This window comes from Streptomyces litmocidini, from assembly GCF_014649755.1.
Taxonomy (GTDB): domain Bacteria; phylum Actinomycetota; class Actinomycetes; order Streptomycetales; family Streptomycetaceae; genus Streptomyces; species Streptomyces litmocidini.
The window spans coordinates 472,884-496,447 of sequence record NZ_BMTQ01000001.1 but is presented as its reverse complement, the minus strand read 5'-3'; the positions used below and the strand labels follow the sequence as shown (position 1 = coordinate 496,447).

Below are 23,564 nucleotides of genomic sequence, written 5' to 3'. Positions count from 1 at the left end.
CAAGACGAGCGGAGCGACTGGACACATGGGCCGACCGGACAAGGGAAAGGCGAAGAAGAGCGGCATACGGCGCCTCTTCACCTGGAAGAAGAGCCTGGGCACCTTCATCGTGTTCTGCCTGCTCGGCATGGGGGCCCTCTACGTCGTCTACCTGCTGGTCCCGGTGCCGTCGGCCAACGCCGAGGCGACGATGCAGAGCAACATCTACAAGTACTCCAACGGCAAGATCCTCGCCCGCACCGGCAAGATCAACCGCGAGATCGTCGGCCTCGACAAGATCCCCCTGCCCGTCCAGAAGGCGTTCGTCGCCGCAGAGAACAAGACCTTCTACAAGGACAACGGCGTCGACATCAAGGGCACCACCCGCGCCGCCTGGAACACCGTCACCGGCAAGGGCAAGCAGGGCGGCTCGACCATCACCCAGCAGTACGTCAAGAACTACTTCCTGAGCCAGGACCAGACGGCCACGCGCAAGCTCAAGGAAATGGTCATCGCCATCAAGGTCGACCAGAAGATGAGCAAGAGCGACATCCTCGCCGGGTACATGAACACCAGCTACTACGGCCGCTCCGCCTACGGCATCCAGGCCGCCTCCCGCTCGTACTACGGCGTCGACGCCGCCAAGCTCACCACCGCGCAGGGCGCCTACCTCGCCTCGCTGCTCCAGGCGCCCAACCAGTACGACTGGACCTCCGCGAACGCCACCGGCCGCAAGCTCGTCGAGGAACGCTGGAACTACGTCCTCGACAACATGGTCGGCGAGGGCTGGCTCAGCGCCTCCGACCGCGCCGGCATGAAGTTCCCCGTCCCGCAGAAGCCCAGGCCCGCCCCCGGCATGGAGGGCCAGACCGGCTACATCGTCGAGGCCGCCAACCAGGAGCTGATGCGCCAGGGCGTCAGCGAGGAGGACATCAAGGCCGGCGGCTGGACGATCACCCTCAACATCGACGAGAAGAAGCAGAAGGACCTCGTCGAGGCGGTCGACGAGCAGCTGGAGGACAAGCTCGACCGCAAGGGCGACGAGAAGCAGGCCACCGTCCAGGCCGGCGCCACCTCCGTCGACCCGAAGACCGGTGCGGTCGTCGCCCTGTACGGCGGCATCGGCGCCACCGAGCACTGGATGTCCAACGCGACCCGCCGCGACTACCAGCCCGCCTCCACCTTCAAGCCGATCGTCCTCGCCTCCGCCGTCGACAACCACGCGGTCACCCAGGACGGGCGGGAGATCGGCCTCGGCACCGTCTACGACGGCACCAGCAAGCGGCCGGTCGTCGGCAGCCCCATCGCCTTCGCGCCGGAGAACGAGGACGACGAGAGCTACGGCCCCGTCACCGTCCAGAAGGCCACCAACAGCTCGATCAACTCGGTCTACGCACAGATGATCGTCGACGTCACCCCGGCCAAGGCCAAGAAGACCGCCCTCGACCTCGGCATGAAGGACGGCGCGGGCTTCCCCGAGACCCCCGCCATCTCCCTCGGCACCATGGGCGCCTCCACCATGGACATGGCCGGCGCCTACGCCACGCTCGACAACCACGGCAAGAAGGTCACCCCGACCCTGGTGAAGACCGCCGAGCACAAGGAGCGCACGGTCAAGGGCGCCCAGGCGATCGGCGAGCAGGTCATCACCCGCGAGGCCGCCGACACCGCCACCCGCGCCATGACGGGCGTCGTGCGGAACGGCTCCGGCACCCGCGCCGCCGGCAACTACGAGGCCGCCGGCAAGACCGGCACCTCCGAGAACAACCGCTCCGCCTGGTTCGTCGGCTACACCCCCGAACTCGTCACCGCCGTCGGCCTCTTCGGCGAGGACGCCAAGGGCAACCAGGTCACCCTCACCAACACCATCAACCCCGGCCGCGCCAACGGCGGGCGCACGCCCGCCCAGATATGGGGCGACTACACCGAACGGGCCCTGAACGGCGGCTCGGACGCCACCTTCGACCTGGAGACCGCCGGCGGCGACCCGGACGGCACGCTGCCGGATCCCACCCCGACCACCGAGGCGCCGGAGACGCAGGAGCCGACCGACGAGCCGACCACGGCCTCCCCGGACCCGACCGCCCCGCCGACCACGACGGCCACCACGCCGCCGCCGACGCGCGACCCCGTCACCACCCCGCCGGACCCCACCCAGGAGCCGACGGCGACCGAGGAGCCGACGGCGCCGCCGACCTCGGTCCAGCCGCCGGACGCCGGCGGCGACCCGGGCGCGAACAGCACCGTCCGCCCGCCGCGCTGACGACACGGCCGAAGGCCGGACCCCCGCACGGGGGTCCGGCCTTCGGCCGTACGGCACGGGCTCGGGTACGGGTCGCGGACGGGCTCAGGTGCGGGTCGCCAGCTCGAACCAGACCACCTTGCCGCCCGACAGTCGGGTCGCCCCCCACCGCCGGGCCAGCCGGTTCACCAGGAACAGACCGCGCCCGCCCTCGTCCGTGTCGCGCGCCCGCCGCTGCCGGGGCAGCTGCGGGGAGTCGTCGCCGACCTCGCAGCGCAGCACGTCCGTCCGCAGCAGCCGCAGGGTCACCGGCCGCTCCGCGTACCGCACGGCGTTCGTCACGACCTCGCTGACCAGCAGCTCGACCGAGTCCGTCAGCTCCTCCAGGTCCCAGCGGGCCAGCGCCCGCCGGGCCAGTCGCCGGGCCCGCCCCGGGGCCGCGTCCTCCGGCTCCAGGAACCAGTACGCCACGTCGCTCGGCGCGATCCCGTCGAAGCGGGCCGCGAGCAGCGCGATGTCGTCGTCCCGGTCGCCCGGACCCAGCATGTCGAGGACGTCGTCGCAGAGCGCCTCCAGGGGCGGCGAATGGTCCGGCCCCGTCAGCTGCGCGGTCGCCGCCAGGCGCTCCCGCAGCTGCTCGATCCCGGTCCACACGTCCCGCAGCCGGGACTCGACGAGACCGTCCGTGTAGAGCAGCAGCGTGGCCCCGGCCGGGGCGTCCAGCTCGACGGCCTCGAAGTCCACCCCGCCGACCCCGATGGGGGCCCCGGACGGCACCCGCAGCACCTCGGCGCGGCCGCCCAGGTGGAGCAGTATCGGCGGCGGATGGCCCGCGTTGGCCACGGTGATCCGGTGCGAGACCGGGTCATACACCGCGTACATGCAGGTCGCCATGCGGTTCTCGCCGAGCCGCTGCGCCTGCTCGTCCAGGTGGTGCAGGACCTCCTGCGGGGGCAGGTCGAGACCGGCCAGGGTCTGCGCGGTCGTGCGCAGCTGGCCCATGATCGCCGCCGAGGTCATGGAGTGGCCCATGACGTCGCCGACGACGAGGGCGACCCTGCTGCCGGGCAGCGGGATCGCGTCGTACCAGTCGCCGCCGACCCGGGCCGTCTCGGCCGCCGGCAGATAGCGCGAGGCCAGCTTGACGCCGGTCGGCTGCGGCAGCGAGTCCGGCAGCATCGTCCGCTGGAGCTCGTCCGCGATGTACGCCTCGCGGCCGTACAGCACGGCCTTGTCGATGCCGAGCGCGGTGTGCGTGGCCAACTGCGCCGCGACGAGCAGGTCGTTCGGCTCGAAGCCGGCCCGCTCGGGGCGGCGCAGGAACACGGCGGCGCCGATCACCCGCCGCCGGCCGCGCAGGGGGGCCAGTATCGCCCGCAGCCCGCCGGGCAGCGGGTGCTCGGCGCCGAGCAGTTCGGCCAGCGCCGTCCTGGCGGCCGCGCCGTCACCGAAGACCGGGCGCACCCCGCGCAGCACCTCGGCCAGCGCCCCGCCGGACCGCACCTCGCAGAGTTCGGCCGCGGGGGTCGGATCCGGATCGGGTACGAGGACGAGGTCCTCGCCCTCCAGATCGCTTAACCGCAGCCGGTCGGTGCGGCGCAGCCGCAGCACGAAGGGCGCCACGGGCCGCTCGTCGCCCACCGGGAGCGGGTCGCGGAGGTAGACCAGGATCTCGTCGGAGAAGGTCGGCACGGTGGCCCGGCACAGCCCGAGGACGATCTCGTCCAGGTCGATGCCGCGCGCGATGCGCCGGGTCGCGGCGCCGACGAACCGCAGCCGGTCGCCCTCCCGCCGGGCGGAGGTGTCCCCGCCGCCGGGATGCTGCGGGGAGACGGCGAGGGCCACGGCACCGGGGGCGCCGGGGTGGCCCGTACCGCCGGGGAAGCCGGGGGAGTTCGGGTGGTCCGTGCCGCCCGGGGGGTCGGGGTGGCCCGCGCCCCCGGCGGTGGCCGGTCCGGCGGGCTGCGGGAGCGCGTCCGGGGCCGGGGTCGTGGCGGCCGCCGGGCCGCCCGCCGTGCCGGGCACGTCGGAGGGCAGGCCGGCCGCCGCCTCCCGGCGAGGGCGAGCGCGTTCCTGCGGCCGGGCAGCCAGGGGCTGCCGGCCTTCGTGGGAGGTGGGATGCTCCGTCACGCGTGGGGTTCCGTCCGTCCGGGCCGGTGGTGCGATGCACTCGCTCTGTTGGCCGATGCCGCGCCTTCGGCAGGGCTAAACCCCGTGTCCGCGGTGGATGTGGAGCTTCCGCGAGCGGCGGCAAGGGCGGGGGTCGGAACACCCGGGCGCGCGTCCGGCACTGCTCTCCCCCTCGTGGATGACTTCTGGTCAGTTCCTGCGCTGGCTTACGCCTTTGACGTGCTGTTCGGTCGGTCTGACGTGCTCTTCGCTCGGTGTCGGCCTTGCGGAGGACGATCCTACGTTTGAACCCCGGGGGCGCATCAAGGGTCTCACGGAGCCGTGTGCGCCGGAGTGCGGTCCCAGTCCGCCGGGAGCGTCGGCACCGGCCAGGAGGGGTCGGGCCGCCACTCCTCCCAGCCGTCCGCGAACGGCGCCCCCCAGGAGGTGATCAGCGCCACCGCCTCCCGCCCGGCGGCCAGGACCCGCGCGGCCTGCTCGGGCCCCATCAGCCCGGCCCGCTGGGCCTGGGCGAACTCGTCCTCGTCCCGCCACAGCCAGCTGCGGTCGGGGTAGACGGAGATGTCGAGGAAGTGGTCCTCGGAGTCGATGCCGCCGGACCAGCGGGTCCGCGGCTCCTCCAGGTTCACGTACCAGCTGCGGAAGCGCCAGCCGCGCTCCCAGAAGAGCCACACCGACCAGGGGTCCTCCGGCCTGGCCAGCTTGAGGACCCCGGTGCCGGACCAGCGGGCGCGCTCGGTGGTGCGCGGGGCGGTGTAGCGGGTGGCGAGCGGCTCGTCGTGCACGGGGGTGCCGTCGGCGAGCACCGGCCGCACGCACTCGGTGCCGGGCGCCATCCAGACGGCGAGCAGCTCGGGCGTGTCCTGCACGACGGTCACCGGGCGGCAGATGGCCACGTCTTCGGTGCCGTTGCCGCGGTAGCGCCAGAGGATGTGCTCCCCCGGCGCCCAGTGCTGGGAGCCGTCCGATCCTGTCATGCGCAGATCTTAGGGGCGCGCTCCCGTCGGCGCTGCGGCACAGGTCACGGACGAGACATCCGTACCCCGCGTCACGGTCGGCTCATCCGCACCACCGGTCACAGGCGGCTCATCCGTACCACCGGTCACGAGCGGGTCATCCGTACCACCGGTCACGGGCGCCGTCCGCGGCGCGGGTCACGGACGGGTCATCCGCAGCACGTCCAGGGCCTCGTCCAGCTGCTCGACGGTGAGGTCGCCCCGCTCGACGTAGCCGGACTCCAGCACCACCTCGCGGATGGTCTTCCGCTCGGCGAGGGACTTCTTCGCGACCTTGGCGGCCTCCTCGTAGCCGATGTACTTGTTCAGCGGGGTGACCACGGAGGGCGAGGACTCGGCGTACTCGCGGGCGCGCTCGGCGTTGGCGGTGACGCCGTCGACCGTGCGGTCGGCGAGGAGCCGGGAGGCGTTGGCCAGGAGCCGTACGGACTCCAGCAGGTTCTTGGCCATCACGGGGAGCATCACGTTGAGCTCGAAGTTCCCCGCCGCCCCCGCGACCGCGACCGTGGTGTCGTTTCCGGTCACCTGCGCGGCGACCATCAGGACGGCCTCGGGGATCACCGGGTTCACCTTGCCCGGCATGATCGAGGAGCCGGGCTGGAGGTCGGGGAGGTTGATCTCGGCGAGGCCGGTGCGCGGGCCGCTGGCCATCCAGCGCAGATCGTTGGCGATCTTGGTGAGCGAGACGGCGATGGTCCGGAGCTGCCCGGACGTCTCCACCAGGCCGTCACGGGCGCCCTGGGCCTCGAAGTGGTCGCGGGCCTCCGTCAGCGGCAGCCCGGTCGCGCGGGCGACCTCCGCGATGACGGCCGCGGAGAAGCCGGCCGGAGTGTTGATGCCGGTGCCCACCGCCGTGCCGCCGAGGGGGAGTTCGGCGAGCCGGGGGAGCGAGGCGCGCAACCGCTCGACGCCGTACCTGACCTGGGCCGCGTAACCGCCGAACTCCTGGCCCAGGGTGACCGGGGTGGCGTCCATCAGATGCGTACGGCCGGACTTCACCACCGACGCGAATTCGGCCGATTTTCGCTCCAGGGAGGCGGCCAGGTGGTCGAGGGCGGGGATCAGGTCGCGGGTGACGGCGGCGGTGGCCGCGATGTGGATGGAGGAGGGGAAGACGTCGTTCGAGGACTGCGAGGCGTTGACGTGGTCGTTGGGGTGGACCTCGCGCCCCTCGGGGAGCCGCTCGGTGGCGAGGGTGGCGATCACCTCGTTGGTGTTCATGTTGGACGAGGTGCCCGAGCCGGTCTGGAAGACGTCCACGGGGAAGTGCTCGTCCCAGCGGCCCTCGGCGACCTCCTCCGCGGCCGAGACGATCGCCTCGGCGCGGTCCTTCTCGACCACCCCGAGCTCGGCGTTGACCTTGGCGGCGGCGGCCTTGATCCGGGCCAGGGCCTCGATGTGGGCGCGCTCCAGACGCTGGCCGGAGATCGGGAAGTTCTCCACCGCCCGCTGGGTCTGGGCCCGCCACTTGGCGTGCGCGGGGACCCGCACCTCGCCCATGGAGTCGTGCTCGATGCGGTACCCGTCCGTGTCGTTCATGTTCCTCAACCTCCGATAAAAGATGAGCACTTGTCTTGTTCGATGTATTCCCAAGGGGCGTACCGGCCAGTAAAAACCGTGGGTAACCCCACTTCCAGGAGGCGCAGTGAAGCGCACCAGGTCCAGACTCCGCTGGTCCGTCGCGGCCGTCGCCGCCGCGGCGGCGGCCCTCGGCAGCATGACCGCCGCCGCCCCCGCCGGCGCGGCCGACACGAGCACCGCGGCCGGAATCACCTCCGTACCGCTCTCTCCCGAGCTGGAGGCGATCCGGGCGGCCGAGGCCACCAAGATCTACGGCAGTCCCGAGGAGCGACCGCTCGCCCAGCGCAAGACCGGCCTCATCTCGCTCGGAGACAGCGAGATCTCCGGCGAGGGCGTCGGCACGTACGAGTCCCCCACCAACGGACCCACCAACTGGTGCCACCGCTCCCCGGACGCCGCCATCCACCGCACCGGGATCCCCGCCGACCTGACCTTCAACGTGTCCTGCTCCGGCGCGTACACCGGGAACATCCGGATCGGCGGCTCCAAGCAGTACGCCGACGAGCTCGTCCAGAGCGACAACCTCGCCGTCAAGGCCCGCAACACCCGCATCAAGATGGTCCTGCTCGTCGCCGGCGCCAACGACGACCTCCAGTTCGGTCCCGTCATGACCGACTGCGTCCAGCGCTACGTGCTCAGCCAGGGCACCTGCGAGCCCAAGTACGCCCCCGGCTGGCAGGCCCGCGTCGACGCGCTCGTCCCCAAGGTCGAGCAGACCGTCCGCGACCTGAAGACGGTCATGCGCGACGCCGGATACGCCGACGGCGACTACAAGCTCGTCGTCATGGGCTACCCCAGCCCCATCGGCCCCGACTTCCACGACAACCCGAACTTCTCCGGGAAGCTCGCCTGCGGCGGCATGGGCTACGACTCCGACACCAAGTGGGGCCGCAACGCCGCCGTCCCGGCCTTCGAGCGCGGCATGCGCACGGTCGCCGCCGACACCGGGGCGGTCTACCTCGACAACTCGCGCCTCTTCAACGGCCACGAGGTCTGCATGGAGGACACCTGGGCCCGGGGCCTCTACATCGACCTCTCCAAGCCCGGCGGCCTCGACGAGAACTCCGTCCGCCAGTCCTTCCACCCCAACAGGAGCGGCCACGGCGCCTTCGCCTCCTGCCTGACCCAGATCTACGACTCGGGCCTGCGTGAGGCGAGCTGCGCCGACGTCAACTCCTCCGGCACCCCGACGCTCTTCCCGCTCGCCTGGGACGACGCGTACAAGCCGCTGAAGAACCAGGCGACCGGCAACTGCCTGGACGTGAACGCCTCCGAGTCCGCCAACGGGACCGCCGTCCTCGGCTGGGACTGCCACGGCGGCCGCAACCAGGGCTGGTGGTACGACTCCGCCCGGGGGACCGTCCACACCCAGCTCACCCAGGACCGCTGCCTGGACGTGCCGGGCGCTGTCTACCAGCCCGGCAAGGCGCTCATCATCTGGAACTGCGGCGGCGCCGCCAACCAGAAGTTCGTCCGTGACGGCGCCACCGTCCGCCCCGCGGCCGCGACCGGCCTCTGCCTCACCCAGGGCGCGGCGAAGGAGCCGATCCGGCTCCAGAACTGCGACGGCTCCGCGAACCAGAAGTTCGCGTAGGGCCCGCGCGCCCCGTGGCCCCCGTCCGGTGCGGGACGGGGGCCACGGCCGTGTCCGGAACGACTAGAGCGCCTTGAGCGTGGTCCTCGCCAGCTCGTAGGCGGGGAGCATCGCGCGGTGCTCGTCGGTGTCGAGACCGCCGAGGTGGACGATGACGACCTCGCCCTTCGGGGTGGCGACGGCGAAGGCCCGCTCCTCCTCGGCCCCCTCCGCCGACTTGTCCCCCACCGAGTACGTCACCTCGGTCGCGGGCAGCGCGCCCGCCTCCGTCTCCCGGTAGGTGACGGCCGAACTCCCCTTCTCTGCCCGCACGAAGCCCTCGAGGGCCGTCCGGGCCGGGCCCTTCGCGGCCGTCCACACCCGCAGGTAGCCGATGTTCCCCGACGGCTTGGCGTCGACCTCGCAGCGGACCGTGGCGGGGCCCTGCCGGGTGAGCGCCGCGAACTCCGGGTCCTCGGGGTTCTTCACGGCCTCCGGCTTCCAGCCCTCCGCGAGTCCGAAGGAGACGGGCAGCGCGCAGGCCGTCCCGGGGCCGCCGAGGGCGGCGACGGCCTTGACGGCGGGGGCGGCGGCGGTGGCCTTCTCCGGGGCGGCCGGGGCGGCCGGGGCGGCCGGATCCGGGAGGGTCCCGCAGGCGGTCAGCAGCAGCCCGGCCGCCACCAGGGCGGCGGGGACGGCCGTGCGCATCGGTCGTGCTCTCTCTGGCATGGCGCCCATGATCCCCGACCGGGCGGCCCGGGACTGCGCCGGACGGGCGAGACGGCGGTGACCGCCGCACCATGGGGAACGTGCCCAGGAGGACCCCGTCCCACGGGAGTTGGACGGCGGGCCGGGCGGACAGCCCACCGCCCGGACCCTCACCGCCTTCGACACCTCGAACGAGAACCCGACCGCCTTCGACATCGCCGTCACCGGCGGAACCGGCGACTTCGAGCAGGCGCGCGGATGCATCCGTTCGACCCTGACGGGGACTGCGTCCGGATGGAGTTCTACATCACCACGCGGTGGGACCGGATGGAGTTCCACATGACCACGCGGTGGGACCGTTACGACAGCTTGCCGCCGTAGTCCGGGAGCTTGAAGGCGCGTTCGGCGTGTCCGCCGACGAGGTCGGTCGTGTTGTTGCCGATGTTCGCGATGATCGTGTAGCCCTTGGCCTCGATCTCGGCGCGCTTCTCGGTCTTGTACGCGCTGACCTCGCCGAACAGGTCGGGGAGCGAGCGCACGTAGAGACCGTCGACGGGGTAGCCGGCCTCCTTCAGGTTCCAGTCGGTCAGGGAGCGGATGATCCCCGGACGGGCCGTCACGAAGAAGACGGACACACCGCGCGCGTGGGCGTCGGCGACCAGGGCGCGGACCTCGGGGATGGCCGGGGTCGGCAGCTCCCAGAACGGGTGGAAGTCCGTCTCCAGGGAGCTGTTGTCGATGTCGAGGACGAGGGCCTGCTTCTCGCGGCCGGCGTTCGCGGAGCGTGCCTCGACGTACGGGCGCGCCTCGGCGACGACGGCAGCCACGTCACGGCGCCAGGTCGTGTAGTCGACGTCCGCGAGGGCCGCGGCCGAGGTGACGTGGGTGTCCGGATCGGCGGCCGAGGCGGCGGGCGCCGGGCCGAGGACGAGGAGGGCCGTCAGGCCGAGGGCCGTGGTGGCCGTGGCGGTGGCTTTGACGGAGGGCATGGGGGGCTCCCGAGAGGGTCGACCGGCTCAGTGGTTGACATGCTCGCGCCCCATACTGACCAGTAGGCGACGGGAGGGCTACCGGTCGGTAGCCACTTTCTGAGCGGAGATCGACACGGGGAACGCCGGAACCCCCCGGTCCGAGGACGGACCGGGGGGTTCCGGAAGCCGGGGCGATCGGCCGAAGCCGGGACCGCACGCCGGAACGCGCGCGTGGCGCCCCCGGGCGCCCGGGGGAGGGGTTACGACAGCTGCGAACCCCGGCGCACCGGGATGTGCGTGAACGTCGGCTCGGGCGCCGGGTTCTGGAAGAAGTCGTTGCCCTTGTCGTCGACCACGATGAAGGCCGGGAAGTCCTCGACCTCGATCTTCCAGACCGCCTCCATGCCGAGCTCCTCGTACTCGACGACCTCGACCTTCTTGATGCAGTCCTGCGCGAGACGGGCCGCCGGACCGCCGATCGAGCCCAGGTAGAAGCCGCCGTGCGCGCCGCACGCGTCCGTGACCTGCTTGCTCCGGTTGCCCTTGGCCAGCATGACCTTCGAGCCGCCCGCCGCCTGGAACTGCTCCACGTACGAGTCCATGCGGCCGGCCGTCGTCGGGCCGAAGGAGCCGGAGGCGTAGCCCTCGGGGGTCTTCGCCGGACCCGCGTAGTAGACCGGGTGGTCCTTCAGGTACTGCGGCATCTCCTCGCCCGCGTCCAGCCGCTCCTTGATCTTGGCGTGCGCGATGTCGCGCGCCACGACCAGCGGACCGCTGAGGGACAGCCGGGTCTTGACCGGGTACTTGGTGAGCTCGGCGAGGATCTCGTCCATCGGCTGGTTGAGGTCGATCTTCACGACGTCCTCGTCCGTGGCGAGGTGCTCCTCGGTCGTCTCCGGCAGGAAGCGCGCCGGGTCGGTCTCCAGCTGCTCCAGGAAGACGCCCTCGGCGGTGATCTTCGCGACGGCCTGGCGGTCGGCCGAGCAGGAGACGGCGATCGCGACGGGCAGCGAGGCGCCGTGGCGGGGGAGACGGACGACGCGGACGTCGTGGCAGAAGTACTTGCCGCCGAACTGCGCGCCGATGCCGATCTTCTGCGTCAGCTCGAAGACCTTCTCCTCCAGCTCCTTGTCGCGGAAGCCGTGGCCGGTCTCGGCCGAGCCCTCGGTGGGCAGCTCGTCCAGGTAGTGCGCGGAGGCGTACTTCGCGGTCTTGAGCGCGAACTCGGCGCTCGTGCCGCCGACGACGATCGCCAGGTGGTACGGCGGGCAGGCGGCCGTGCCGAGCGAGCGGATCTTCTCCTCCAGGAACTTCATCATGGAGGCCTCGTTCAGGACCGCCTTGGTCTCCTGGTAGAGGAAGGACTTGTTGGCCGAGCCGCCGCCCTTGGCCATGAAGAGGAACTTGTACGCGCCGCCGTCGGTCGCGTACAGCTCGATCTGCGCGGGCAGGTTCGAGCCGGTGTTCTTCTCCTCCCACATGGTGACCGGCGCCATCTGCGAGTAGCGCAGGTTCAGCTTGGTGTAGGCGTCGTAGACGCCCTTGGACAGGGCCTCCTCGTCGCGGCCCGAGGTCAGCACGTTCTGGCCGCGCTTGCCCATGACGATCGCGGTGCCGGTGTCCTGGCACATGGGCAGCACGCCCGCGGCGGCGATGTTCGCGTTCTTCAGGAGGTCGAGCGCGACGAACTTGTCGTTGCTCGACGCCTCCGGGTCGTCGATGATCCGGCGCAGCTGGGCCAGGTGGGCCGGGCGCAGGAAGTGCTGGATGTCGTGGATGGCCTCGGCGGCCAGCTTGCGCAGCGCCTCCGGCTCGACCTTGAGGAACGTGCGCCCGTCGGCCTCGAAGGTGGAGACTCCTTCGGAGGTCACCAGGCGGTAGGGCGTGGTGTCCTCTCCCAGGGGGAGCAGATCGGAGTACGCAAACTCAGGCATGACGGCGGCCATTCCTCACTCGGCAGACAGCAGCGCCGCCTCCGTTGGCGGCGCACCGTCCAGCGTAAGACGCGGGGGCGGCCCGGATCCTGTGAGGTAAGGCTCACCAGGTGCGGGAAACGCACCGGAACGGCGCGTTCGCACACCGGGCGCGGCTCCCGCCGGGCCCCGGTCCCGATCCTCCGTCGAACTCCGGCCCACCCCCGCCGGGCCCCGGCCCCGTCCTCCGCCGGGCCCCGGCCCCGTCCTCCGCCGGGCCCCGGTCCCGTCCCCTGTCGTGCCCCGGTCCACCCCCCTCCCTCGTACCCCGGCCACCCCCTGCCGGGCCCCCGCCCCGTCCTCCGTCGGCCCCGGCCCCGTCCCCTAGGGGACGCGGCCCGCGGGGTTGGGGGGTGTGCCCGGGGTGTTCCCTCTGGTCGCGATCTATCGCGTGTCGCTACGCTGGCTCCGTGGACCTCGAAAAGCAGCCCGAACCCGAGAAGCAGCCGCGGCCGCAGCGGCCGGTCGCCCCCGCCGAGCCCTCTCTCGCCGGGCCCGCCTTCGCCGATCCGCAGGGCTCGCTGCGGGCGTCGGACGCGGACCGGGACCGGATCGCGGACATCCTGCGGGACGCCCTGGCCGAGGGGCGGCTCGACGCCGAGGAGCACTCGGACCGGATCGACGCGGTCTACCGTGCCAAGACCGTCGGCGAGTTGGAGCCGATCGTCCGCGACCTGCCGAGCGCCCGCACCGCCCGGGACGCCGAACCGGCCTTCGCCTACGGCCCCGACGACTCCGAGGGACCCGCGGACAACCTGGTCGCGGTCTTCTCCAGCACGACCCGCAAGGGCCGCTGGCGGGTGAGCCGCCGGACGAACGCCTTCGCCCTCTTCGGGAACATCGAGGTGGACCTGACCGAGGCGATCTTCGCCCAGCGGCTGACCACCATCAACGCCACCTCCATCTTCGGGAACGTCGAGATCCGGGTCCCGGAGAACATCAGCCTGCGCGGCAACGGCAGCGGCGTCTTCGGGAACTTCGAGGTCGTGACCCTGGAAGGGGCCGACCCGCAGGCACCGGTCGTCGTCGTCAACGGCTACTCGGTCTTCGGGAACGTCGAGGCCAAGCCCAAGCGCGGCAAGTGGATCACCGATCTCCAGGGCAAGCTCCGCAAGCACCTCGGGCACTGACGCCGGGGAACCGTCCGACGAGGGCCGGAAGGTGACCGGAATTCGCCCCCGGCTCTCCGCAGTGCGGAACGGCGGGGCACGCAGTGCATAGGCGCGCGCACAACGGGTAAGGCTGGGGCATCGCCGCTCGCTCGCGAAGCCGTCGTCAGGAGTAGACCGTGCTGCAACCGCCGCATCAGCCCCTCCAGGTCGCCGCCGTGCCCTCTCAGCGTGCCCCTGCCCGGGAGGACGAGGGCGGTCCATGGCACGCGGAGGCGGTGTGCCGCCGGGACGAGGCGGGGCTCTTCTTCGCTCCCTCCAAGGAGCCCACCGCCGCGCGGCTCGCCCGCGAGGAGGCCGCCAAGCGGGTCTGCGCGCGCTGTCCCGTGATGGTCGAGTGCCGGGAGCACGCGCTGCTCCAGCCCGAGCCGTACGGGGTGTGGGGCGGGCTCACGGCGGCGGAGCGCCGCGTCGTCCTCGCCCGGCGCCGGCGGCGTGAGGTGGAGCTGCGGAAGGCGGCCGCGACCGAGCCGATCGCCCAGGCGGGCTGACGGGACCGCGAAGGCCCGCGCCCGGTCCGTACGGGAAGGGGCGCCCCCACCGCACATGGGGGCGCCCCTCTTCGTGCGGCCGGCTCCCGGCCGCCCCGCTACTTCGCCCGGTCGAAGTCGATCTGGCTGTACGCGCGCAGCTTCGAGAGCCGGTGCGTCGAGTCGATCTGGCGGATCGTGCCGGACTTCGAGCGCATGACCAGCGACTGCGTGGTCGCCGTCTCGGCGCGGTAGCGCACTCCGCGCAGCAGCTCGCCGTCGGTGATGCCGGTCGCGACGAAGAAGACGTTGTCGCCGCTGACCAGGTCGTTCGTGGAGAGCACACGGTCCAGGTCGTGGCCCGCGTCCAGGGCCTTCTGGCGCTCGGCGTCGTCCTTCGGCCACAGCTTGCCCTGGATCACGCCGCCGAGGCACTTGATGGCGCAGGCGGAGATGATGCCCTCGGGCGTGCCGCCGATGCCCATGAGCATGTCGACGCCGGTGCCCTCGCGGACGGCCATGATCGAGCCGGCGACGTCGCCGTCCGAGATGAACTTGATCCGGGCGCCGGTCTCGCGGATCTCCTTGACGATGCCCTCGTGGCGCGGGCGGTCCAGGATGACGACCGTGATGTCCTCGGGGGAGGAGTTCTTCGCCTTCGCGACCCGGCGGATGTTGACCGAGACGGGGGCGTTGATGTCGACGAAGTCGGCGGCCTCCGGGCCGGTGACCAGCTTGTCCATGTAGAAGACCGCGGACGGGTCGAACATGGTGCCGCGGTCGGCGGCGGCCAGGACGGCGATCGCGTTCGGCATGCCCTTCGCGTTGAGCGTGGTGCCGTCGATCGGGTCGACCGCGATGTCGACCTCGGCGCCGGTGCCGTCGCCGACCCGCTCGCCGTTGAAGAGCATGGGGGCTTCGTCCTTCTCGCCCTCGCCGATGACGACGACGCCGTTCATCGAGACGGTGGAGATCAGGGTCCGCATGGCGTTGACCGCCGCCCCGTCCGCGCCGATCTTGTCGCCGCGGCCGACCCAGCGGCCGGCGGCCATGGCGGCGGCCTCGGTGACGCGGACCAGCTCCAGGGCGAGGTTGCGGTCGGGGGCCTCGGGAGAAACGACAAGCTCGGGCGGAAGGTGGTGGTGCTCGGTCATCGGAGCGCACCTTTCTGTACGGCGACGGCCGGGAAAAAGAGGGTGCTGCGACTCTATCGGTACGTCGACAAAATGAGCAGAGGGGCCCACGTATGAGCAGGACACCATGATGCGACCATGGTGGGCGTGGCAGGTATGCGAGGCAGGCAGACGGTACGCGGGATGTTCCAGTCCCTCGCGGTGATCATGGTCGCCGCGGGCGTGATGTATCTCTTCATCCCGCACGACGAGAGCAGCGAACCGGTCCGGGTGAAGGACTACCGGGTCGAGCTCCTCACGGCCCAGCGGGCGGCGCCGTATCCGGTGCTGGCCCCCGAGGGCCTCGGCGAGGGATGGAAGGCGACGGTCGTCTCGTACAAGCGCGAGAAGGGCGACGCCTGGCAGCTCGGCTTCCTCTCCCCGGACACCCAGTACGTGGCGGTCAACCAGTCGACGGCGGAGCCGGGGAAGTTCGTGCCCGAGGTGACCCTGAAGGCGAAGGACACCGGGAAGACCCAGACGGTGGCCGGGCGGGTCTGGCAGCGCTGGGAGGGCCCGAAGTACGACGCGCTGGTCCGTACGGAGAACGGCGCGACGACCGTGGTGACCGGCACGGCCTCCTTCGAGCGGCTGGCCGAGATGGCCGGCTCGCTCCAGGCGAAGAAGGCCTGAGCCGGGTCCGGACGGACGGGAAGGGCCCCGCACTCGTGGAGTGCGGGGCCCTTCCTCGTGCTGCCGTCAGGATCAGACGGTGGTGACGACCTCGTCGTACGACAGGCGCGGGGAGCGCGGGAACCAGGCGTCCTCGCCCGGCTTGCCGATGTTGACGACCATCAGCGGGGTGTGGTCGTCGTCCAGGAACTCCTTCTGGACGCCGGCGAAGTCCAGGCCGGTCATCGGGCCGGCGGCCAGGCCGGCGGCGCGGACGCCCACGATGAAGTACGCGGCCTGGAGGGCGGCGTTCAGCAGCGCGGAGCCCTCGCGGACCGGGCGCTCGGAGAAGAACATGTCCTTGGCCTGCGGGAAGTGCGGGAGCAGCGCCGGCAGGTCCTCGTGGAACTCGTTGTCGGCCGAGAGGATCGCGACCAGCGGGGCGGCGGCGGTCTTGGCCCGGTTGCCCTCGGCCATGTGCTTCACCAGGCGCTCGCGGGCCTCGGGGGAACGGACCAGGGTGATGCGCAGCGGGGTCTGGTTGAAGGCGGTGGGGCCGTACTTCACCAGGTCGTAGATCGCCTGGACCTGCTCGTCGGTCACCGGCTCGTCGGTGAACGTGTTGGCGGTGCGGGCCTCACGGAAGAGGAGGTCCTGGGCGACGGCGTCAAGGGCGAGAGACATGCTGCGTACCTTCCGGACTGCAAAGGGGGTCGCTCGAAGGGGGTTCGAGCGATGTCCCGACAGTACGCCCAGAGTTGGTGAAAATTCAACTAACTCATCCGGATAGTGATCCGCTTCACTCGGAGTCTATGCCAGGGCGGCGCGGGCCGCGCCGCGCGTCCGCGCCCTCTCCGTCCTCTCGGCCCCTCCTCGGCCCTCCCCCTCTCAGTCCTCCCCGTCCTCCTCGCCCTCCCCGTCCTCCTCGGCCGCGCGCTCCGCCGCCAGCGAGGCGTCGAGCCGGGCCCGCGCCCCCTCCAGACGGCGTCGGCACACCTTCGCCAGCTCCTCGCCCCGCTCCCAGAGGGCGAGGGACTCCTCCAGGGACGTCCCGCCCGCCTCCAGGCGCCGGACGACCTCGATCAGCTCGTCCCGCGCCTCCTCGTACCCGAGGGCCGCCTCTTCCGTGCCCGTATCCGCCGCCATGTGTCGCTCCGTCCTCCGTGTCCGGTCGTTCCTGCCCGGCTGCCGCGTCTTCCTCGACCGCCGTGTCTTCCGTGTCTTCCGCGTCTTCCGCTCAGGCGGGGCCGGGCACGCGGCGCACCGTGAACTCGCCCTCGGCGACCCGGGCCCGCAGCTCCTCCTCCCCCGAGACCTCCCCGGGGGAGCGGACCACCTTCCCGTCCGCCCGCTGGAGCACCGCGTACCCCCGCTCCATCGTCGCGGCGGGCGACAGCGCCCGGACCCGCGCCCGCGTGTGCGAGAGCTCCGAGTCCGCCCGGTCGAGCAGGTGCCCGAGGACCCGCCGGCTCCGGGCCAGGAGCGCCGCCACCTCGTCCTCGCGGACCTCCACCATGCGCCGCGGGTGCTCCATGACGGGCCGCGCGAGCGCGTGCGCCAGGCCGCGCTCCTCCCGGTCCAGGAGCCCCTGCACGGTCCGCAGCGCCCGGTCCCGCAGGCCGCGCACCCGGTCCAGCTCCTCGCCGACGTCCGGGACGACCTTCTTGGCCGCGTCCGTCGGCGTCGAGGCGCGCAGGTCGGCCACCAGGTCGAGCAGCGGGGAGTCCGGCTCGTGCCCGATCGCGGACACCACCGGCGTACGGCAGTCGGCCACCGTACGGATCAGCTGCTCGTCCGAGAACGGCAGCAGGTCCTCGACGCTGCCGCCGCCCCGGGCCACGATGATCACGTCCACGTCCTCGTGCGCGTCCAGCTCCCTGACCGCCCCGATGACCTGCGGGACCGCCTTCACGCCCTGCACCGCGACGTTCCGCACCTCGAAGCGGACGGCCGGCCAGCGCCGGCGCGCGTTCTCCAGGACGTCCCGCTCGGCCGCCGAGGCGCGGCCGCAGACCAGGCCCACCAGGTGCGGCAGGAACGGCAGCGGCTTCTTCCGGTCGAGGGCGAACAACCCCTCCGAGGCCAGGCTCCGCTTCAGCTGTTCGAGCCGGGCGAGCAGCTCGCCGATCCCGACGGGCTTGATCTCCACCGCCCGCAGCGACAGCTGCCCGCGCGGCGCGTACCACTCGGGCTTGGCGCGCACGACGACCCGGGCGCCCTCCGAGACGACGTCCGCGACCGCGTCGAAGACCTGGCGGTAGCAGGTGACGCTGATGGAGATGTCGTACGAGGGATCCCGCAGCGTCAGGAAGACGACCCCGGCGCCCGGGCGCCGCGACAGCTGCGTGATCTGCCCCTCGACCCAGATCGCCCCGAGCCGGTCGATCCACCCCCCGATGAGCCGGGAGACCTCACCGACGGGAAGCGGTGCTTCGGCGGACGTAGTCAGACCCATGGACCGAGCGTAACCGCGCGGTACGACAACGTCAGGGGCGCGCGGCGGCCGACCCGGCCCGTCCCGGGAGCCCCGGCCGCCTCGTACGGGCTCTACGCGCGCGGGAAGGGCCTACGCGCGGGGAAGGGCCTACGCGCGCGGGGGCGTCCTCGTCGCGCCCTGGACGGAGAGGACGATGAGACCCACCCCCAGCCACACCACCCCCACCACCTGCGCGGCGGCCGAGGCCTCGACGATCACCGCGATCAGGATCGCCGCACCGACCACCGGCAGCACGACGTGCTTCAGCCAGTGCGGCGGCCCCTCCGCCCGCCGCACGGCGAACCAGCCCACCACGCTCGCGTGCAGCAGGACGAAGGCGGTCAGCGCGCCGACGTCGACCACCGAGACCAGGTGGTCGAGGCCGTCGTCCCGGCGCGCCGCCCACACCGCCGCGATCATCGTCACGGTCGCGGCCACCAGCAGCGCCACCCGGGGGACGCCGCCGTCGGTGCGGGCCAGCACGTGCGGAAGGCGCCGGTCGCGGCCCATCGCGAACAGCAGCCTGCCGCCCGCCGCCTGCCCCGCGAGCGCCGCGAAGGCCGCGCCGATCGCCTTCGACACCGCCACCAGGTCGTGCAGCCAGTCGCCGACGGAGGCGTCCACGGCGTCGTAGAAGGCCGAGCCCTGCTTGGCCGGGTCGGCGGCGAGCTCGGCCGAGGAGGCCGGTTCGAGGAGCGCCACCAGCCAGGTCTGGGCCACGAACAGGGCGCCCGCCAGCGCCAGGCAGAACAGCACCGCCCGCGCCACCTTCCGCGAGCCCCCCGTGACCTCCTCCGCGAAGGAGGCGATCGCGTCGAAGCCCAGGTACGACAGGACGGCCACCGAGACCGCGCCCACCACCGCGGCGAGCGAGAACGAGGCGTCGCCGGTGAGCGGCGACCACCCGTCGCGCAGCGCCCCGTCCCGTGCGAGCACCACCGCCGCCGACACGACGAAGACCAGCAGGACGACGATCTCCATCGCGAGCACCGCGAAGCCGACCCGGGCCGCGGCCCGCACGCCCCACAGGTTCAGCAGCGTGGTGACCACCACGGCGATCCCGGTCCACACCCACCGGTCCACCTCCGGGACCAGCGCCTCCATCGCGATGCCCGCGAAGAGGTAGGCGACGGCCGGGATCAGCAGGTAGTCGAGCATCGCCATCCACCCGGCGATGAACCCCGGCCCCTCCCCGAGGCCCTTGCGCGCGTACGTGAAGACGGAACCGGCCTGCGGCGCGACCCGCACCATCTGGGCGTAACTGAACGCCGTGAACGCCATGGCGACGGTCGCCACGACGTACACCAGTGCGACGGCCCCGTGCGACTTCGCGTCGAGCGTCCCGAAGACGCCGACCGGCGCCATGGGGGCGATGAACAGCAGCCCGTACACGACAAGGTCGCGGAATCCGAGATTCCGCTTGAGTCCCTCGTGGTCCGCCACCTGCGTCTCCTGAGCCATGGCGCCAGTTTCGGCCACGGCGCCGCTCCAACCGCTCACCGACGCGGCCTTACGATGGGACGCATGACTGCAACGCCCGCGCCGACGCCCGATTCCGCCTCCGCGACGAACCGCCCGAAGCGTGTCCTGCTCGCCGCTCCCCGTGGCTACTGCGCGGGCGTGGACCGTGCCGTGATCGCCGTCGAGAAGGCCCTGGAGCAGTACGGGGCGCCGATCTACGTCCGGCACGAGATCGTCCACAACAAGTACGTGGTCCAGACGCTGGAGCGGAAGGGCGCGATCTTCGTCGACCAGGCGACCGAGGTGCCGCCGGGCAACATCGTGATGTTCTCCGCGCACGGCGTCGCCCCCACCGTCCACGAGGAGGCCCGCGCGGGCCGGCTCGCGACCATCGACGCCACCTGCCCGCTGGTCACCAAGGTCCACAAGGAAGCCGTCCGCTTCGCCAAGGAGGACTTCGACATCCTCCTCATCGGCCACGAGGGCCACGAGGAGGTCATCGGCACCTCCGGCGAGGCGCCCGACCACATCCAGCTGGTCGACGGCCCCGAGGACGTGGCCAAGGTCGAGGTCCGCGACCCCTCCCGGGTCGTCTGGCTCTCCCAGACCACCCTCTCGGTCGACGAGACGATGGAGACGGTCGACGCGCTGAAGGAGAAGTTCCCGCAGCTGATCTCCCCGCCGTCCGACGACATCTGCTACGCCACGCAGAACCGCCAGACCGCCATCAAGGAGCTCGCCGGCCAGGCCGAGCTGGTGATCGTCGTCGGCTCGAAGAACTCCTCCAACTCGATCCGCATGGTCGAGGTCGCCAAGCAGGCCGGCGTCCCCGCCGCGTACCTGGTCGACTTCGCCAGTGAGATCGACGAGGCCTGGCTGGAGGGCGTGACCAGCGTCGGCCTCTCCTCCGGAGCCTCCGTCCCGGACGTCCTCGTGCAGGAGGTCCTGGAGTGGCTCGCCGAGCGCGGCTACGCGGACGTGGAGATCGTCAAGACGGCGGACGAGTCCCTGACCTTCTCGCTGCCCAAGGAGCTCCGCAACAAGGACCTGCGGGCCGAGGCCGAGAAGCTCGCGGCGACCGCGCCCGTCGCGCCGGTCGAGGAGTAACGCGGCGCGCCTGCCCTTACGGTGGGGTCCATGAACGTCTTCGGAGTGGACATCGGCGGTACGGGCATCAAGGGCGCCCCCGTGGACCTGGCACACGGAGCGCTCGCCGAGGAGCGCCACAAAGTACTGACCCCGCAGCCCGCCACACCCGACGGTGTGGCGGGCTGCGTCGCGGAGGTCGTGACGCACTTCGGCTGGACGGGACCGGTGGGGGTGACCTTCCCCGGCGTCGTGACCGGCTCCACCGTCCGTACGGCCGCCAACGTCGACAAGTCCTGGATCGGCGTCGACGCGGGCGCCCTGATCAGCGACCGCCTCGGCGGGCTCCCGGTGACCGTCCTGAACGACGCGGACGCGGCCGGGATCGCCGAGATGACCTTCGGCGCGGGCCGGGGCCGCAAGGGCACGGTGATCCTGCTGACCCTCGGCACGGGCATCGGCTCGGCCGTCTTCGTCGACGGCAGGCTCGTCCCCAACACCGAGCTGGGCCACCTGGAGCTCAAGGGCCACGACGCGGAGACCCGGGCCTCGACCAGGGCCAAGGAGGACGAGGGCCTCACCTGGGAGCACTGGGCGACCCGACGGCTGCGCAAGTACCTCGCGCACGTCGAGATGCTCTTCTCGCCCGAGCTGTTCATCATCGGCGGCGGAGTGAGCCGCAAGGCGGACAAGTTCCTGCCGCTGATCGAGGGCGTCCGCGCGAAGATCGTCCCGGCGGAGCTGCAGAACAACGCGGGGATCGTGGGGGCGGGAATGGCGGCGGGGACGGCGGCGAGGCTGGTCTGAGGGGGGTACGGGCGGGGGATCCTGGATCCGGCTGTCCGGGATCCTGCTGTCCTGGATCCGGCTGTCCGGGATCCTGCCTACGCCACGGGCCGCCGCCCCGCCGCCGCCGCTGCGGCGGCCGCCGCAGCACGCTGGTGCCGCCGCCCCATCTCCCGCACCTTGCGGATGCTCGCGATGACACCGGCGACGAGGGTGCCGCCGTAGAGCCAGCCGGCGTGCACCGCGAGGGCGGTCACGACGGCCATGGCCTGGCCGCCGAAGCCGCCCGTGCCACCCGCGATGGGCACGACGCCGACGGCGAAGGCGATGGGGACGCCGATCGGGGCGGTGACCAGGTCGGCGGTCCGTACCCAGAGCGCGGTCAGGGCGCTGACCGGCAGGAACAGCAGCCCGTAGACGGCGGGGGAGCCGTCCAGGAGCAGCTGGTCGAGGAGACCGAGGGCCAGCATCACGGCGGAGGCGAAGAGCCCGGCGCCGAGCCCGGTGAGTCGGGGCGAGGGGAGCCGGCGCAGGGCGAGGACGACCGGCGGCACGGGTCGGCGCCCGCCCGGCCGGCCGGGCGCACGTGCCGCCGGACCTCCGGCGACCGCGGCCCGCTCCACCCGGGCGCGACCGGGCGCACGGCCCGCTCTGCCGGTCACGCGGTAGACGGCCGCGCCCTCCACGAGAGCGCCGGGCGGTGCGACCGGCGGCGTCGTGGGGGTCTGCGGCCTTCGGCGGCCTTGCGGCTGGCTTGTCCTGTGCTGCTCCACCCGACCAACGTAGGTCGGAAAGGGGCGGGAACCAGGTCCGGGACACGCCCTTTGGGTGACCTTGCCCCCGAGAACGACCGAAGGTCTCCGTCACTGGCCGGTTCGGCCCGCCCGTAAACTGGGGAATCGGCCCACCATCCACACTTCAGGAAGTCGCCACCGTGTCGCTCACGATCGGAATCGTCGGTCTGCCGAATGTCGGCAAGTCGACCCTGTTCAACGCCCTGACCAAGAACGACGTGCTGGCGGCCAACTACCCGTTCGCCACGATCGAGCCCAACGTCGGCGTCGTCGGCGTCCCCGACCCCCGTCTGGCCGAGCTCGCGGAGATCTTCGGCTCCCAGCGCGTCCTCCCGGCGACGGTCGACTTCGTCGACATCGCCGGCATCGTGCGCGGCGCGAGCGAGGGCGAGGGCCTGGGCAACAAGTTCCTCGCGAACATCCGCGAGTCGGACGCGATCTGCCAGGTCATCCGCGCCTTCAAGGACGAGAACGTCGTCCACGTCGACGGCAAGGTCTCGCCGAAGGACGACATCGAGACGATCAACACCGAGCTGATCCTCGCCGACCTCCAGACCATCGAGAAGGTCCTTCCGCGCCTCCAGAAGGAGTCCCGGATCAAGAAGGACGTGGCGCCCAAGGTCGCCGCCGTCGAGGCCGCCCAGGCGATCCTGGAGAAGGGCGACACGCTCTTCTCGCAGGGCATCGTCCAGGGCTCGGAGAAGGCGGAGCTGCTGCACGACCTCCACCTCCTCACCACGAAGCCGTTCCTGTACGTCTTCAACGTGGACGAGGACGAGCTCACGGACGACGCCTTCAAGGCCGAGCAGAGCGCCCTGGTCGCCCCGGCCGAGGCGATCTTCCTCAACGCCAAGCTGGAGGCGGACCTCGCCGAGCTCGACGAGGAGGACGCCATGGAGCTCCTCCAGTCCGTCGGCGCCGAGGAGCCCGGCCTCGCCACCCTCGCCCGCGTCGGCTTCGCCACCCTCGGCCTCCAGACCTACCTGACGGCCGGCCCGAAGGAATCCCGCGCCTGGACGATCAAGCAGGGCGCGACGGCCCCCGAGGCGGCCGGCGTGATCCACACCGACTTCCAGAAGGGCTTCATCAAGGCCGAGGTCATCTCCTTCGCCGACCTCGTCGAGACGGGCTCGGTCGCCGACGCCCGCGCGGCCGGCAAGGCCCGCATGGAGGGCAAGGAGTACGTCATGCAGGACGGCGACGTCGTGGAGTTCCGCTTCAACGTCTGATCGCATCCGCACCCCGGAAGGGGCCGGACTCCGCGGAGTCCGGCCCCTTCCGGCGTGGTCTGTCCGTGGAAGGGGCCGTGCCGCCGGCTCGGGGAGGCGTCGGGGGGGGGCTCCGGGAGGTCGACCGCCGTGTCCG

20 protein-coding genes are annotated in these 23,564 nt (G+C 72.0%); 8 read left to right on the top strand and 12 right to left on the bottom strand.

Annotation, left to right across the window (positions count from 1 at the left end; genetic code table 11):
- Window positions 1-25: 25 nt before the first annotated feature.
- Window positions 26-2,242 carry a transglycosylase domain-containing protein gene (locus IE180_RS02190; protein ID WP_190154997.1) on the top strand — a complete coding sequence of 739 codons (2,217 nt, stop codon included), beginning with the start codon at window positions 26-28 and terminating at the stop codon, window positions 2,240-2,242.
- A gap of 84 nt (window positions 2,243-2,326) precedes the next feature.
- On the opposite strand, the gene IE180_RS02185 is transcribed toward IE180_RS02190, so the two are convergent.
- The 3 genes from IE180_RS02185 to IE180_RS02175 form a co-directional block, all read right to left on the bottom strand.
- The gene (locus IE180_RS02185) at window positions 2,327-4,351 is read right to left on the bottom strand and encodes an ATP-binding SpoIIE family protein phosphatase (RefSeq protein ID WP_190154996.1); all 2,025 of its coding nucleotides are present in this window, start codon (window positions 4,349-4,351) and stop codon (window positions 2,327-2,329) included.
- A 311-nt stretch (window positions 4,352-4,662) separates the two neighbouring features.
- Window positions 4,663-5,328: a cytidylyl-2-hydroxypropylphosphonate hydrolase gene (fomD, locus tag IE180_RS02180; protein ID WP_190154995.1), complete on the bottom strand. Its 666-nt coding sequence runs from the start codon at window positions 5,326-5,328 to the stop codon at window positions 4,663-4,665.
- A gap of 177 nt (window positions 5,329-5,505) precedes the next feature.
- Window positions 5,506-6,906 carry a class II fumarate hydratase gene (locus IE180_RS02175; RefSeq protein ID WP_190154994.1) on the bottom strand — a complete coding sequence of 467 codons (1,401 nt, stop codon included), beginning with the start codon at window positions 6,904-6,906 and terminating at the stop codon, window positions 5,506-5,508.
- 106 nt (window positions 6,907-7,012) lie between these two features.
- Between IE180_RS02175 and IE180_RS02170 the strand changes: the two genes are divergently transcribed.
- Entirely contained in the window at window positions 7,013-8,542 is a 1,530-nt protein-coding gene (locus IE180_RS02170; protein ID WP_190154993.1) for a ricin-type beta-trefoil lectin domain protein, read from the top strand.
- Between the two features lie 63 nt (window positions 8,543-8,605).
- Here the strand turns inward: IE180_RS02170 and IE180_RS02165 are convergent, their stop codons facing one another.
- The 3 genes from IE180_RS02165 to IE180_RS02155 form a co-directional block, all read right to left on the bottom strand.
- On the bottom strand, window positions 8,606-9,250 hold the full coding sequence (locus IE180_RS02165; RefSeq protein WP_190154992.1) for a lipoprotein: 645 nt from the start codon (window positions 9,248-9,250) through the stop codon (window positions 8,606-8,608).
- A gap of 338 nt (window positions 9,251-9,588) precedes the next feature.
- Window positions 9,589-10,218: an HAD family acid phosphatase gene (locus IE180_RS02160; RefSeq protein ID WP_190154991.1), complete on the bottom strand. Its 630-nt coding sequence runs from the start codon at window positions 10,216-10,218 to the stop codon at window positions 9,589-9,591.
- A gap of 242 nt (window positions 10,219-10,460) precedes the next feature.
- The gene (locus IE180_RS02155) at window positions 10,461-12,134 is read right to left on the bottom strand and encodes a fumarate hydratase (RefSeq protein WP_190154990.1); all 1,674 of its coding nucleotides are present in this window, start codon (window positions 12,132-12,134) and stop codon (window positions 10,461-10,463) included.
- A 449-nt stretch (window positions 12,135-12,583) separates the two neighbouring features.
- Between IE180_RS02155 and IE180_RS02150 the strand changes: the two genes are divergently transcribed.
- Entirely contained in the window at window positions 12,584-13,303 is a 720-nt protein-coding gene (locus IE180_RS02150) for a DUF1707 SHOCT-like domain-containing protein (RefSeq protein WP_190154989.1), read from the top strand.
- Window positions 13,304-13,461: 158 nt separating this feature from the next.
- Window positions 13,462-13,833 carry a WhiB family transcriptional regulator gene (locus IE180_RS02145; protein WP_190154988.1) on the top strand — a complete coding sequence of 124 codons (372 nt, stop codon included), beginning with the start codon at window positions 13,462-13,464 and terminating at the stop codon, window positions 13,831-13,833.
- A gap of 98 nt (window positions 13,834-13,931) precedes the next feature.
- On the opposite strand, the gene glpX is transcribed toward IE180_RS02145, so the two are convergent.
- A complete protein-coding gene (gene glpX, locus IE180_RS02140) occupies window positions 13,932-14,966 on the bottom strand; it encodes a class II fructose-bisphosphatase (RefSeq protein ID WP_041131039.1) in 1,035 nt (344 codons plus the stop codon).
- A 117-nt stretch (window positions 14,967-15,083) separates the two neighbouring features.
- Between glpX and IE180_RS02135 the strand changes: the two genes are divergently transcribed.
- Window positions 15,084-15,617: a DUF4245 domain-containing protein gene (locus IE180_RS02135; protein ID WP_190154987.1), complete on the top strand. Its 534-nt coding sequence runs from the start codon at window positions 15,084-15,086 to the stop codon at window positions 15,615-15,617.
- A 72-nt stretch (window positions 15,618-15,689) separates the two neighbouring features.
- Here IE180_RS02135 and IE180_RS02130 read toward each other — a convergent pair whose 3' ends face one another.
- The 4 genes from IE180_RS02130 to IE180_RS02115 all read right to left on the bottom strand — a co-directional run bounded on the left by IE180_RS02130 (window position 15,690) and on the right by IE180_RS02115 (window position 19,533).
- Window positions 15,690-16,280 carry a malonic semialdehyde reductase gene (locus tag IE180_RS02130; protein ID WP_190154986.1) on the bottom strand — a complete coding sequence of 197 codons (591 nt, stop codon included), beginning with the start codon at window positions 16,278-16,280 and terminating at the stop codon, window positions 15,690-15,692.
- 204 nt (window positions 16,281-16,484) lie between these two features.
- On the bottom strand, window positions 16,485-16,742 hold the full coding sequence (locus IE180_RS02125) for an exodeoxyribonuclease VII small subunit (protein WP_190154985.1): 258 nt from the start codon (window positions 16,740-16,742) through the stop codon (window positions 16,485-16,487).
- A 91-nt stretch (window positions 16,743-16,833) separates the two neighbouring features.
- Window positions 16,834-18,051: an exodeoxyribonuclease VII large subunit gene (gene xseA / locus IE180_RS02120; protein ID WP_190154984.1), complete on the bottom strand. Its 1,218-nt coding sequence runs from the start codon at window positions 18,049-18,051 to the stop codon at window positions 16,834-16,836.
- 129 nt (window positions 18,052-18,180) lie between these two features.
- A complete protein-coding gene (locus tag IE180_RS02115; RefSeq protein WP_190154983.1) occupies window positions 18,181-19,533 on the bottom strand; it encodes an APC family permease in 1,353 nt (450 codons plus the stop codon).
- Between the two features lie 54 nt (window positions 19,534-19,587).
- Between IE180_RS02115 and IE180_RS02110 the strand changes: the two genes are divergently transcribed.
- Both IE180_RS02110 and ppgK read left to right on the top strand, forming a co-directional pair.
- A complete protein-coding gene (locus IE180_RS02110; protein ID WP_190154982.1) occupies window positions 19,588-20,640 on the top strand; it encodes a 4-hydroxy-3-methylbut-2-enyl diphosphate reductase in 1,053 nt (350 codons plus the stop codon).
- Window positions 20,641-20,670: 30 nt separating this feature from the next.
- Window positions 20,671-21,426: a polyphosphate--glucose phosphotransferase gene (gene ppgK / locus IE180_RS02105; protein ID WP_190154981.1), complete on the top strand. Its 756-nt coding sequence runs from the start codon at window positions 20,671-20,673 to the stop codon at window positions 21,424-21,426.
- Between the two features lie 77 nt (window positions 21,427-21,503).
- Here ppgK and IE180_RS02100 read toward each other — a convergent pair whose 3' ends face one another.
- Window positions 21,504-22,178, bottom strand: a complete 675-nt coding sequence (locus IE180_RS02100; protein WP_190154980.1) for a DUF6542 domain-containing protein — start codon at window positions 22,176-22,178, stop codon at window positions 21,504-21,506.
- Window positions 22,179-22,339: 161 nt separating this feature from the next.
- On the opposite strand from IE180_RS02100, the gene ychF reads away from it, so the two are divergent.
- On the top strand, window positions 22,340-23,428 hold the full coding sequence (gene ychF / locus IE180_RS02095; RefSeq protein WP_190154979.1) for a redox-regulated ATPase YchF: 1,089 nt from the start codon (window positions 22,340-22,342) through the stop codon (window positions 23,426-23,428).
- Window positions 23,429-23,564 lie beyond the last annotated feature (136 nt).

Excerpts from the sequence above, each read along its gene's own strand:
- IE180_RS02155 (WP_190154990.1), bottom strand. The coding sequence starts at position 12,134 with ATGCCTGAGTTTGCGTACTCCGATCTGCTCCCCCTGGGAGAGGACACC.
- xseA (WP_190154984.1), bottom strand. The coding sequence starts at position 18,051 with ATGGGTCTGACTACGTCCGCCGAAGCACCGCTTCCCGTCGGTGAGGTC.
- IE180_RS02115 (WP_190154983.1), bottom strand. The coding sequence starts at position 19,533 with ATGGCTCAGGAGACGCAGGTGGCGGACCACGAGGGACTCAAGCGGAAT.
- IE180_RS02160 (WP_190154991.1), bottom strand. The coding sequence starts at position 10,218 with ATGCCCTCCGTCAAAGCCACCGCCACGGCCACCACGGCCCTCGGCCTG.
- ppgK (WP_190154981.1), top strand. The coding sequence starts at position 20,671 with ATGAACGTCTTCGGAGTGGACATCGGCGGTACGGGCATCAAGGGCGCC.
- IE180_RS02130 (WP_190154986.1), bottom strand. The coding sequence starts at position 16,280 with ATGTCTCTCGCCCTTGACGCCGTCGCCCAGGACCTCCTCTTCCGTGAG.
- glpX (WP_041131039.1), bottom strand. The coding sequence starts at position 14,966 with ATGACCGAGCACCACCACCTTCCGCCCGAGCTTGTCGTTTCTCCCGAG.
- fomD (WP_190154995.1), bottom strand. The coding sequence starts at position 5,328 with ATGACAGGATCGGACGGCTCCCAGCACTGGGCGCCGGGGGAGCACATC.
- IE180_RS02135 (WP_190154987.1), top strand. The coding sequence starts at position 15,084 with ATGGTGGGCGTGGCAGGTATGCGAGGCAGGCAGACGGTACGCGGGATG.
- IE180_RS02175 (WP_190154994.1), bottom strand. The coding sequence starts at position 6,906 with ATGAACGACACGGACGGGTACCGCATCGAGCACGACTCCATGGGCGAG.
- IE180_RS02110 (WP_190154982.1), top strand. The coding sequence starts at position 19,588 with ATGGGACGCATGACTGCAACGCCCGCGCCGACGCCCGATTCCGCCTCC.
- IE180_RS02165 (WP_190154992.1), bottom strand. The coding sequence starts at position 9,250 with ATGCCAGAGAGAGCACGACCGATGCGCACGGCCGTCCCCGCCGCCCTG.
- IE180_RS02125 (WP_190154985.1), bottom strand. The coding sequence starts at position 16,742 with ATGGCGGCGGATACGGGCACGGAAGAGGCGGCCCTCGGGTACGAGGAG.
- IE180_RS02190 (WP_190154997.1), top strand. The coding sequence starts at position 26 with ATGGGCCGACCGGACAAGGGAAAGGCGAAGAAGAGCGGCATACGGCGC.